Source organism: Cellvibrio sp. UBA7671, from assembly GCA_002483145.1.
Taxonomy (GTDB): Bacteria; Pseudomonadota; Gammaproteobacteria; order Pseudomonadales; family Cellvibrionaceae; genus Cellvibrio; species Cellvibrio fibrivorans.
The window spans coordinates 12,671-24,833 of record DLHJ01000012.1 but is presented as its reverse complement, the minus strand read 5'-3'; the positions used below and the strand labels follow the sequence as shown (position 1 = coordinate 24,833).

Sequence of the window (12,163 nt, the reverse complement as noted above, 5' to 3'; positions counted from 1 at the left end):
TTAACGTTGAACTGCGCTTGCGGAGGATGACTTCCAGCCCCCGGCCATTTAGCTATTTTCTAAACCAGAGCGCCACCATGCCGAGCGCGGCCAGCACAATAGTCGAGGGGGATACGTCGGTGATAATCCAATCGCGCAGCACGGCAGAACCTTGCAAGTCTTGATACAAGAAATAACCGGCGGCACCAAAAGCCAGTAATGCGATTAGCTTGCGCCGCCCGCGATGTTGGTGAAGGTTGCGATGCGCAACATCCGCTTCCAGCGCATCCAGTTTTTGGGCGATGAGCGGCACTTGCTGCAGGCTGTTGAAGATAAGGTCAGGCACTTGCGGGAATTTTTCCATCCACTCGGGCGCGTAGCGTTTGAGTTCACCCCACAGGGATTTGGGATGGAAACGGTTTTTCAACCAGCGCTCCAAAAACGGATGGGCAGTGGCCCACAAATCCAGATCCGGGTAGAGCTGGCGACCAAGGCCTTCAATATTGAGCAAGGTTTTTTGCAACAACACGAGTTGCGGCTGCACTTCCATTTCAAAACGGCGCGCGGTGCGGAATAAACTGAGCAGCACATTGGCGAAGGAAATATCTTTGAGCGGCTTGGCAAAAATAGGCTCGCAAACGGTGCGTACTGCTGCTTCCAATTCTTCTACCCGTACCGTCTTGGGAACCCAACCGCTTTGTACGTGCAGCTCGGCCACCTGACGGTAATCGCGGCGAAACATCGCCAACAAATTACGCGCTAAATAATATTGGTCTTCACGCGTGAGCGAGCCGACGATTGCCATATCCACCGCGATGTACTGCGGCAGCTGCGGATTTTTTCGCGATACAAAAATATTGCCGGGGTGCATATCGGCATGGAAAAAATTGTGCTCGAACACTTGGGTGAAAAAAATTTCCACGCCGCGCTCGGCGAGTTTTTTCATATCGGTATTCTGCGCGGCCAATGCATTTACATCCGTCACCGGAATGCCGTAGATGCGCTCCATCACCAATACATTAGCGCGCGTGTAATCCCAGTAAATTTCCGGCACATACAGCAGCGGAGAATTTAAAAAGTTGCGGCGCAGTTGTGAAGCGTTAGCCGCTTCGCGCTGTAGATCCAGCTCATCAAAAATCGTGGTGCGATAATCCTGCACAATTTCCACCGGATGCAAGCGCTTACCATCGAGCGTATTTTTTTCAACCCAGCGCGCCACCAGCAGTAACAGCTCAACATCCTGCGCGATAATATTTTCAATGCCGGGACGCACAACTTTGATGACCACCTCGCGCCCATCTTTCAGCACCGCCGTATGTACCTGTGCGACTGATGCAGATGCCAGTGGCGCATGATCATAGCTGGCAAAAATATCACTGACGTTTGCACCCAGTGAGGCTTCTACTATGCGTTGGAATTCTTCGTTCGGGAAAGGCGCTACATTGTCTTGCAGGTGATTGAGTTCCCGCACTATATCGTCGGGAACCAGATCCGGGCGGGTAGACAGCAGCTGGCCGAATTTTACAAAGATTGGCCCTAAATCTTCACAGGCGCGACGCAGGCATTCACCGCGCGACATTTTTTCACCACTGGCAGAGAGTGGTTTGGGGAAGAGTCCAAAGAAAAATAACAGGAATCGCGCTGCCATCGGTAAATTGGCGGGCAGCAATTGATCAAGGCGATAACGTGCAAATACGCGCAGGATTTTTAATAAGCGGAAAAAAACAATCACGGATTTGATTTCTCTTTAATGGTTTTTTTTATTAATGATCGTTTCAACACGCGCCGCTGCGCGATCAACCGCCAAACGCAAGTCATCGACCTGGCGATAAAAATCTTCCAATTCGTGTTTGCCCGGTAAAATTTTTAATTCCTCGGTGAGGAATTCGCCGGTGAGACGCTGTGCATTTTTAGCACTATCTTTTGCCCAACCTAACTTTGCGCGAATCAGTTGTGCAGCTTGATGACCAACAATATCGCCCGTGAATTGGCTGAGCATTTCCTCCCAGTCGATATCGAGATTTTTCACCAGGCGTTGCAGGTTGGCGAGCAAACTCAAATCGCCCATCACCGTGACGCCGCTGCCTTTTAAATTGTGGATTTCGGTTTGCGACAATTGCGCCAGCGCGAGCAGTGATCCAGTGATGCGCGTATCCACATCGCCATCCCAATTGCCCATCAGGCGCAATTCGTCATCCATCGGCATGATAAAAAACTGCAGCGCGGGTGCCGTAATTTGCACGGCGAGAATTTTTCCTTCCAATTGCGCAAGGCCGATGCGCGTGGCCGGGTCGTAACGCAGCGCGGCGTTCAGCATTTTTTCGGCGCTGGCGAGTGCAGCGATGGTTAAGGTGTTGGCCATTAGGGTTTGATGCCTTTGTGCAGCGCGACTATGCCGCCGGTCATATTGTGAAATTCAGTGCGCACAAAACCGGCGTTATCCATCATCTCTTTCAAGGTTTGCTGATCCGGATGCATACGGATCGATTCGGCGAGGTAGCGATAGCTCTCGGCATCGTTGGTCACCAGCTTGCCCATAAACGGCAGCACTTTGAAGGAATAGGTATCGTAAATTTTGCTGAGTATTTCGCTTTGCGGTTTGGAGAACTCGAGCACCAACAAACGGCCGCCCGGTTTCAACACACGCAACATGGAACGCAGCGCCATATCTTTATCGGTCACGTTGCGCAAACCGAAAGCGATGGTAATGCAATCGAAGGTGTTATCGGGAAAGGGCAGAAATTGTGCATCGCACTGGGCGAAATTGATATTGCCGGCAATGCCGCGATCGGTCAGGCGGTCGCGCCCCACGCCGAGCATGGACGCGTTGATATCGGCGAGCACGACTTGCCCATTGCTGCCGACGAGCTTGGCGAATTGATAACTTAAATCACCCGTGCCACCCGCGATATCCAATACTTTATGCCCGGCGCGCACGCCCGAAGCTTCAATGGTGAAACGCTTCCACAGGCGATGAATGCCTGCCGACATCAAATCATTCATCACATCGTATTTGGCGGCGACTGAGTGAAAGACCTCGGCGACACGTTCGGCTTTCTCTTCAACAGGCACTTCCTGAAAGCCAAAGTGGGTGGTTTTTTTATCGTTCATAGTGGAATCCAAAGGCAGGCAACCCAAGCGGGCAGGGTGGCGGCATTGTACTGGCATTGGGTGGACATTGCACAGCGGCACTTGGGTTGTGATTTGGCAGGAACAAGTGCCGGATTAAAGCGTCAGAAGGAAAATTTTGATAGTTTTTCAATGCTCATTGCGTAAAATCCCCGCCACTATCGATTCATATCCCCTGGTCATCACTTATACGACAGCGGAGGAAGGAACAGCCTATGTGCGCCCTCGGATTTATCATCTCACTCCCCATCGCACTGCTCATCGCCAGCACCAGCCAGGCCAACGAACTCAAACCCTTCACTACCGATGGTTGCTCACTCTGGATTGACGGTACACCGGAAAAGCCCAACCTTTGGCGCCACTGCTGTGTTGCCCACGACCTGGATTATTGGAAAGGCGGTAGTGAGGAGGCGCGCAAAGAATCCGACGAGCGCATCCAGGCCTGCGTCAAAGCAGCACAAGGCCCGGGCATGGCCAACTACATTTACAACAATGTGCGCTGGGGCGGCAGCCCTTATTGGATGAACCATTACCGCTGGGGTTACGGCTGGGACTATTTCGACGGTCTTTGGCCGCGCGGCTATAAAGTACCTACAGCGGAGGAGCAGGCACAGATCGACCAGGCCATGCCCGCTGCCTTGCAGGTGATTGCAGATGATGCGATCAAACATCCGGCTAACGTAGCAACCGAAAAGGGTGGCGCCGGGGATAACTAATCTACTCTGATCGACTTTTGATTGTAATAAATGGGTGTTTGAATTTGCCCAAGTGGATTACAATCGCCGCCGCAGTTGCACCGGTTTGGGACTAGACTCACTACCGGGCAATGCGCGGCCAAATGGCTCCAAATCGCGTCCGGTTTTCCTCGGTTTGCCCCTCAGGTGCGCCGGCCGGACGATGCGCCACGCAACCAGTCTTTGCAGTACCTAACAAGCACCACCCAGAGGCGTCTCGCCAGCAAGTGAAATTCCAGCCTTATACTTTTATGGAGACTCCATGAAATTTCGCTTTCCCATCGTCATCATCGACGAAGACTTTCGCTCCGAGAATACCTCGGGTTTAGGCATACGCGCTCTCGCGGACGCCATTGAAAAAGAAAGCTGGGAGGTAGTTGGTGTTACCAGCTACGGTGACCTGTCGCAATTCGCGCAGCAACAATCGCGCGCCTCTGCGTTTATTTTATCGATCGACGACGAAGAATTTGGCAGCGGCTCACTCGAAGAAACCGACCACGCGCTCAAATCCCTGCGTGCGTTTGTGGAAGAGATTCGCTACAAAAACGCCGACATCCCGATTTATCTGTACGGCGAAACCCGCACTTCACGCCATATCCCCAACGATATTTTGCGTGAGCTGCACGGCTTCATTCATATGTTTGAAGACACGCCGGAATTTGTGGCGCGCCACATTATCCGCGAAGCCAAATCCTACCTCGATGGTTTGGCACCGCCGTTTTTCCGCGCACTGGTGCACTACGCGCAAGACGGTTCCTATTCCTGGCACTGCCCCGGCCACTCCGGCGGCGTGGCCTTTTTGAAATCACCTATCGGCCAAATGTTCCACCAGTTCTTTGGTGAAAATATGCTGCGCGCCGACGTGTGTAACGCGGTGGAAGAACTCGGCCAATTGCTCGACCACACCGGCCCAATCGCCGCGTCCGAACGCAATGCCGCACGCATCTTTAATGCCGACCACTGCTACTTTGTGACTAACGGTACTTCCACATCGAACAAAATGGTGTGGCACTCAACCGTTGCACCGGGCGATATCGTTGTCGTTGACCGCAACTGCCACAAGTCGATCCTGCACTCCATCATTATGTGCGGCGCGATCCCCGTGTTCCTGATGCCGACGCGCAACAACCTCGGCATTATCGGCCCGATTCCGCTGGAAGAATTCACGCCTGAAAGCATCGCCCGCAAGATCGAAGCAAACCCCTTTGCGCGCGAAGCCGTGAACAAAAAACCGCGCATCCTCACTATTACCCAATCGACTTACGACGGTGTGCTCTACAACGTAGAGACGCTGAAAAATATGCTCGACGGTAAAATCGATACGCTGCATTTCGACGAAGCCTGGTTGCCGCACGCCACTTTCCATGAGTTCTACAAAGACATGCACGCGATTGGCAAAGATCGCCCGCGCGCAAAAGAGTCGATGATTTTCTCTACCCAATCCACGCACAAATTGCTCGCCGGTTTATCGCAAGCATCGCAAGTGTTAGTGCGTGAATCCGAGAAAGTAAAACTCGATCAAGATGCATTTAATGAAGCCTATTTGATGCACACCTCCACCTCGCCGCAATACTCGATCATCGCGTCATGCGATATCGCCGCCGCAATGATGGAAGCACCCGGTGGTCACGCACTGGTAGAAGAATCGATTTTTGAAGCACTGGATTTCCGTCGCGCGATGAAAAAAGTCGACGAGGAATGGGGCCAGGATTGGTGGTTCCAGGTGTGGGGGCCGGAAGAGTTTGCTGAAGAAGGCATTGGCACCCGCGAAGATTGGGTACTGCGCAGCGATGACAACTGGCATGGCTTCGGCAAACTCGCGCCGAATTTCAATATGCTCGACCCGATCAAAGCCACCATCGTTAACCCGGGCTTGTCGGTAAATGGCCAATTCAGCGATACCGGTATCCCTGCATCGATTGTCACTAAATATCTGGCAGAAAACGGTGTAATCATCGAGAAGTGCGGCCTCTATTCCTTCTTCATCATGTTCACCATCGGCATCACCAAAGGCCGTTGGAATACATTGGTAGCCGCGCTACAACAATTTAAAGATGACTACGACAAGAACCAGCCGATGTGGCGAATCATGCCGGAATTTGCCCAAGCCAATCCACGCTACGAGCGTATGGGCCTGCGCGATCTCTGCCAACAAATCCATGATTTCTACAAAGCCTACGACGTTGCACGCTTGACGACCGAAATGTATTTGTCCGATATGCAACCGGCGATGAAACCGTCGGATGCCTTTGCAAAAATGGCGCACCGCGAAATCGAGCGCGTACCTATCAATGAATTGGAAGGCCGCATCACCTCGATTTTGTTAACGCCCTATCCACCGGGAATCCCGCTGTTGATTCCAGGCGAGCGCTTTAACAAAACCATCGTCGATTATTTAAAATTCGCGCGCGATTTCAACGAACGCTTCCCCGGCTTTGAGACAGATGTCCACGGCTTGGTAAAACGTGAAGTGGATGGCAAACGCGATTATTTTGTTGACTGCGTAAAACAATAAAGCCCGGGTTCATCAACTCGATGCTATAAATAGAGAGGCCATCCCGCGCAAGTGGGGTGGCTTTTTTGTAGGCTTTCAGAAAGCCAAAAAAATCACAACCAAACAGGGAAATATTATGCGTGTTCATTGGTCTTCATGGTGTGCTGTTGCTTTGTTGAGTTTAGTGCTCGGCGCTTGCGATAAATCCACCCCCGAGCAAAACAAACCGGCAACCGATGCGGCAGCGGCCGCTGAGGCGATTTCGCCGAGTTGGGAAGCGCATATTGCGGATTACCCCAAGCGCTGGATTGCCGCTGAAGCACCCATGTACATTCGCTTCACCCACCCAGTGATTAGCGAAGCGGAAGTGAACACCGCGTTCAACCCCAAACAATTGTCACTGGACACCAAAACGCCAGTGAACCTCACATTTACCTCTACCACCGAATTGCGCATCCAACCCGTTGAGCGTTTGCCCAACGATACCGAAATTCGCATCCGCTTGAGTGCCAATGACCTTGAAGGTATTGAGCAGTCGCTCGATGATTTTGAATTTACAGTGCGCACCATCAAACAGGATTTTGATCTGCGCGTGAACAGCCTAAGCGCGGATGAAGACGATGATGAGCTGATGCGGCTTAGCGGTGTAATTACCACTGCTGATACCGTTGCGTTGGATGAAGTGAAAAAAATTCTGCGCGTTCAAGTTAATGACCAACTCATTACCGATACGATTTGGACTCAGGAGCTGGACAATAAAACCCATTCGTTTTTAATTACCGGCATTATGCGTGGTGAAACCACCGGCAACATCCATTTGGAGTGGGATGGTGCAGCCATCGGCTCGAAAGACAAGGGTTCGCGCGATCTGGAAATTCCCGCGCAAAAAACCTTTCAAATTACCGGCGTACAGGTGATTCGCGAACCCAATACCGCCGTTGAAATACAATTTTCCGAAGAACTCGACAGCACACAAAATCTCAGTGGTTTAGTGACACTCGCCGGTAAAACAGTCAATGCCGTGATCGACGGCAGCGTGTTGCGTTACACACCGGAAAATCTGGATTCGGGCGAATTGGATTTAGTGGTGAGCGGCAGCGTCAATAGCAAGAACTCCAAAAGTCTCGGCAGCGACTACCAACAAAAAATCGTATTAAATTTAGTGAAGCCGCTGGTGCGTTTTGTCGGCAAAACATCCATCCTGCCACCGGCCAGCCAAATTTCCGTGCCCTTTGAAGCGGCAGGTGTCGATTCAGTACAAGTCATTGCGTTTAAAGTTTTCGCCAATAATGTTGGTCAATACTTGCAAGATTACCAGCTCACCGCCGCTACAGCAGCTACCGATACTGGCCGCTATCTCTGGCGTAAAACCTATCGCCTACCGGAAATTCCACGCGCAGGTGTCGAGCGTTTTAATCTGGATCTGAGTGAATTAATGGCGCAGCATCCCGATGGATTGATTCGTTTGGAATTGCGCATCGACCGCAGTAATTCGGTTTATAGCTGCGAGCAAACACGCCCCACCGAACCCGTCGCAAAAATGCCTGAAGATTCCGAGGGCGAAAATTATTATGACCGCGTTGAAGAACCGGCCTGGTATCAACAATATTATCAATCGAGCGGTTATTACAATTACAGCGAGCGCAACAATCCCTGCGACGATACTTATTATTACTACGGCGATGAAATTGCATCAGCGCGCAATTTTATCGTGTCCAATATTGGTTTAATGGCCAAGCGCGGCGATGGCAATCAATTGCATGTGATCAGCACTGAACTCGGCAGCGCTAAACCTATGAGCGGTACCGACATCACCGCTTACAACTATCAACGCCAACCAATAGGCCAAGGCACTACCGATAGTTACGGCATGTTACAGATGACCACTGATGGTGTGCCGTTTTATCTTGAAGCGCGCAATGGCAAACAAATTGGTTATTTGCGCGTGCGCACCAGTGAAGCTTTACCCACCAACCAATTTGATGTGAGCGGTGAACATATCAAAGGTGGCTTAAAAGGTTTCCTCTACGGCGAGCGCGATGTCTGGCGTCCGGGTGACGATATTTTCCTGACGTTTATCCTTGAAGATAAAACCCAACAGCTACCGGCGAATCACCCGGTCACTTTGGATTTGTTTGATCCCAGCGGAAAAAAAGTGTTGAGTCAAACTAATGTCCAACCGGTTAAGGATTTTTATACCTTTAATTTGAAAACCGAAGAAACCGCACCGACCGGAAATTATCGCGCGGTAGTGCATGTAGGCAATCGCTACTTTGACCAGATTTTAAAAATCGAAATGGTTGTACCTAATCGCATCAAAGTGGATTTAACACCGGCAGAAACCCCGCTGCGCATTGGCAATATGCCCACACAAGTCACCGTGTTTGCACAATGGTTGCAAGGTGCAACCGCGAAAAATCTAAAAGCCGATTCCGAATTAAAACTCAGTTCGCGCAAATCCGTATTTGCCGGTTTTGAGCAATTTAATTTTGATGATCCGGTGCGAACCTTTTCCGGCAGCGCGCAAAAAGTATTTGATGGAAAATTGGATGAGACGGGCAACGCCAGCTTCCCCGTCAATGTCAGCCTGTCGTCGCCACCACCAGGCAAACTCACCGCCTCATTTATGACCCGCGTATTTGAAGAGAGTGGCAACTTCAGCACTATTTTGCGCCCTTACGAATTGCTGCCGTTTGATAGTTGGGTCGGTATTAATATCCCCAAAGGCAGCGGCTATATGGATGCGATTGGCCGCGATGAAGATCACCCGATTCTGATCCAAACATTAAATGCAGAAGGAAAAGCAGAAGCGCAACGCACCGTTGAAGTGAATGTGTATGAAATCGGCTGGCGCTGGTGGTGGGATGAAGAGAGCGAAAATCTCGCTGAGTATTTTAATAATTCCTCCCATCGCGCAGTGGCGACTGAAACATTGGTGAGCGATGACAATGGCCGCATTAATTGGAAACTGGAAAAAAATAAATACGACTGGGGCCGCCATATTATTCGCGTGTGCGATAGCGACGCCGGCGACAATGGCCACTGCTCTGGCGAGGTTGTTTATTTGGGCTGGAGTTACGATTCATCGGCAAGCGCCGACTCAGCAACGCAATTAATGCTCTCGACCGATAAAGAAAAATACAACGTTGGCGATGTTGCCAAGGTGCGTTTACCCAAAGCGCGTGAAGGCCGCATCTTGCTCAGCATTGAAAATGGCAGCCAGGTATTGGAATCGCGTTGGTTGGATTTGCAACCGGGCCAAACTGAAATTGAAATTCCTGTCACCCAGGCCATGGCACCCAATGTGTATGCAAACGTCGCCTTGTTATTGCCGCATCAGGAACGCGTTGCCGAAGCTCCTATGCGTTTGTACGGCATAGTGCCACTCTTGGTAGAAGACCCTGCCACGCGTTTAATTCCGCAATTGGATGTGCCGGAAAAAGTGCGCCCGGAATCTGAATTTGTCATAAAAGTCAGCGAGCAAAATCAACGTGCGATGACTTACACATTAGCGATGGTGGATGAAGGTTTGCTCGGCCTCACCAATTTCCACGCACCCGATGCGCACGATTATTTTTACAAACGCGAAGCATTGGGCGTGCGCACCTGGGATTTATTTGATCAAGTGGTCGGCGGGTACGGTGCATCACTGGAGCGTGTATTGGCCGTCGGTGGTTCCGATGCCGCGTTGGAAGCCGAACGCAAACGCCGCGAGCGCCGCTTCCCTCCCGTCGTAAAATTCCTCGGTGCGTTTGAATTGAAAGCCGGTGAAACCCGCGAACATAAAATTACCCTGCCACCTTATATGGGTGCAGTGCGCGTAATGTTGGTGAGTGGTGACACGGCCAACGATAAAAAGAAAACCGAAGCCATTACGGCCTACGGCAGCATTGAAAAAACCGTAACGGTTACCCAACCAGTCACGCTCTTTGCTACCTTGCCACGCGTGCTTGGCCCGGGTGAGTCGGTAAATTTGCCGGTGAATGTGTTTGTGAGTGAAGCCAATATTCGCGATGTCGAAATTTCAGTTGAAGCCAATGAAATTTTCACCGTAGAAAAAGGGTCAGCAACACTGAGCTTTAGCGAACCGGGCGATGCGATTGCGAGTTTAAAACTCAAAGTGAATGATCGCATCGGCAAAGGTCATGTCAAAATTACTGCCCGCTCTGGCGAAGAATCGGCCACGCAAGAAATTTATATCGACTCACGCGCTGCCAATCCACCGACCACAGTATGGGAATCCAAATTATTGCAACCAGGCGAGACCTGGAAATCGCCGCTGCAAGAAAATGGCATGATCGGCACTAACCAAGCCAGCCTTGAAGTCAGCACGCTGCCACCGCTTAACCTTGAACAACGTTTGGAATATTTGATCGGCTATCCACACGGCTGCATTGAACAAACAACCTCGGCAGTATTTCCGCAATTGCGTTTGGCAAAGTTGGTGAATTTAACCGATGCGCAAAAAGCAGAAATAGAAAGCAACATTAACGCCGGCATCAAACGCCTCAGCAGTTTCCAACATGCGAGTGGCGGCTTCTCTTACTGGCCGGGCGATGGTTATGTAAATGAATGGGCATCCAGCTATGCGGGGCATTTTTTATTAGAAGCGAAACGCGCTGGTTATTCTGTTCCAAAAACCTTGCTCGATAATTGGGTGAAATACCAAGCGAGCGCTGCGCGCAATCCGCAAATTAATGGCAATTATTACGATGAGGTGGTGTTGTCTTATCGCCTCTACACACTTGCGTTAGCCGACAAAGCCGAATTGCCAGCGATGAACCGTTTGCGCGAAACATTTAAAACCAACGTGAATAGCAACCAACAAGATTACCGCATGCCCGCGCGCTGGTTGCTTGCTATGGCGTATCAACATGTGGGATTAAAAGATGCCGCGCAAGATGTAATGGGCCCGCTCTCCAACAACGTACCCATTTATAAAGATGCAGGTTACACCTACGGCTCGGATATGCGCGACCGTGGTTTGTTGCTCGCAACTTTAGTTAGCTTGAACGCGGATAAAGATCTCACTTGGCAAGTCGCCGAACAAGTTGCAAAAGATTTATCTGGCGAGGGCTGGTATTCCACGCAAAGTATCGCTTGGGCATTATTGGCCATGAGCGAATTTTCAGCGGCCAATGTTAGCAGCAACGGCGTGAAATTCGCCTATCAACAAGCGGGCGAAAGCAGTTGGCTTACACAGGCCAGCAACAATGCATTTTTCCGCACTGCCATTAATAATCCGCAAGTGAGTGTACGCAACGATCACGACAAACCCATCCGTGTATTAGTAAGCAATCGCGGCATTCCTGCCAACTTGCTTGAAGAACCAAGTAACGATGGCTTGGCAATGAAGGTGGATTTTTTAACGCTGGATAACAAACCGCTCAGTGTTGAACAATTACCACAGGGTCAGGATTTTGTTGCGGAAGTTACTATCTCCGGTGAGTTCGATAAATTGCTCACCAGCAATATCGAAAACATTGCACTCACTGCCGTAGTCCCGAGCGGTTGGCAAATCCGCAACGAACGCCTTGAGGGCGCGCAAATGCCCAAAGGCATCGACTACATGGATATCCGCGACGACCGCGTACTCGCCTACTTCAGTTTGTGGCGCGACTACTATTGGTACTACCGGTATCAAGAAAATAATCAAACCAGCGTTAGTCTGCGCATTATTTTAAACGCGAGTTATGCAGGTAAATTCTATTTACCCGGCTGGCATACCAGCGCTATGTACAATGAAAAAGTGCATGCGAAGAGTAAGGGGTATTGGGTGGAGGTTGGGGCGAAGTAAAAATGTTTTAGCTCTCTAATGTTTATATGT

6 protein-coding genes are annotated in these 12,163 nt (G+C 50.6%); 3 read left to right on the top strand and 3 right to left on the bottom strand.

What is annotated here, in order from left to right; translation table 11 throughout:
- Window positions 1–52: 52 nt before the first annotated feature.
- The 3 genes from ubiB to ubiE are packed head-to-tail and all read right to left on the bottom strand — an operon-like array spanning window position 53 to window position 3,090.
- Entirely contained in the window at window positions 53–1,711 is a 1,659-nt protein-coding gene (gene ubiB / locus B4E62_RS08535) for a ubiquinone biosynthesis regulatory protein kinase UbiB (protein ID WP_331351764.1), read from the bottom strand.
- Between the two features lie 15 nt (window positions 1,712–1,726).
- Entirely contained in the window at window positions 1,727–2,341 is a 615-nt protein-coding gene (locus tag B4E62_RS08530) for a ubiquinone biosynthesis accessory factor UbiJ (protein WP_331351763.1), read from the bottom strand.
- Entirely contained in the window at window positions 2,341–3,090 is a 750-nt protein-coding gene (gene ubiE, locus B4E62_RS08525) for a bifunctional demethylmenaquinone methyltransferase/2-methoxy-6-polyprenyl-1,4-benzoquinol methylase UbiE (protein WP_310069360.1), read from the bottom strand. Before ubiE ends, B4E62_RS08530 begins: the two co-directional genes overlap by 1 nt.
- 233 nt (window positions 3,091–3,323) lie before the next feature.
- On the opposite strand from ubiE, the gene B4E62_RS08520 reads away from it, so the two are divergent.
- The 3 genes from B4E62_RS08520 (at window position 3,324) to B4E62_RS08510 (ending at window position 12,133) form a co-directional block, all read left to right on the top strand.
- Window positions 3,324–3,824, top strand: coding sequence for a helicase (locus tag B4E62_RS08520; RefSeq protein ID WP_331351762.1), 501 nt, complete (start codon window positions 3,324–3,326; stop codon window positions 3,822–3,824).
- A gap of 280 nt (window positions 3,825–4,104) precedes the next feature.
- Window positions 4,105–6,357 (top strand): arginine/lysine/ornithine decarboxylase, encoded by a 2,253-nt coding sequence (locus B4E62_RS08515; RefSeq protein WP_310069364.1) that lies wholly within the window; start codon window positions 4,105–4,107, stop codon window positions 6,355–6,357.
- Between the two features lie 115 nt (window positions 6,358–6,472).
- Window positions 6,473–12,133 carry an alpha-2-macroglobulin family protein gene (locus B4E62_RS08510; RefSeq protein WP_331351761.1) on the top strand — a complete coding sequence of 1,887 codons (5,661 nt, stop codon included), beginning with the start codon at window positions 6,473–6,475 and terminating at the stop codon, window positions 12,131–12,133.
- The last annotated feature ends 30 nt before the right edge of the window (window positions 12,134–12,163 follow it).

What these genes read in the sequence shown, in the direction of transcription:
- B4E62_RS08530 (WP_331351763.1), bottom strand. Translation starts at nt 2,341, where the DNA reads ATGGCCAACACCTTAACCATCGCTGCACTCGCCAGCGCCGAAAAAATG.
- ubiE (WP_310069360.1), bottom strand. Translation starts at nt 3,090, where the DNA reads ATGAACGATAAAAAAACCACCCACTTTGGCTTTCAGGAAGTGCCTGTT.
- B4E62_RS08520 (WP_331351762.1), top strand. Translation starts at nt 3,324, where the DNA reads ATGTGCGCCCTCGGATTTATCATCTCACTCCCCATCGCACTGCTCATC.
- B4E62_RS08515 (WP_310069364.1), top strand. Translation starts at nt 4,105, where the DNA reads ATGAAATTTCGCTTTCCCATCGTCATCATCGACGAAGACTTTCGCTCC.
- B4E62_RS08510 (WP_331351761.1), top strand. Translation starts at nt 6,473, where the DNA reads ATGCGTGTTCATTGGTCTTCATGGTGTGCTGTTGCTTTGTTGAGTTTA.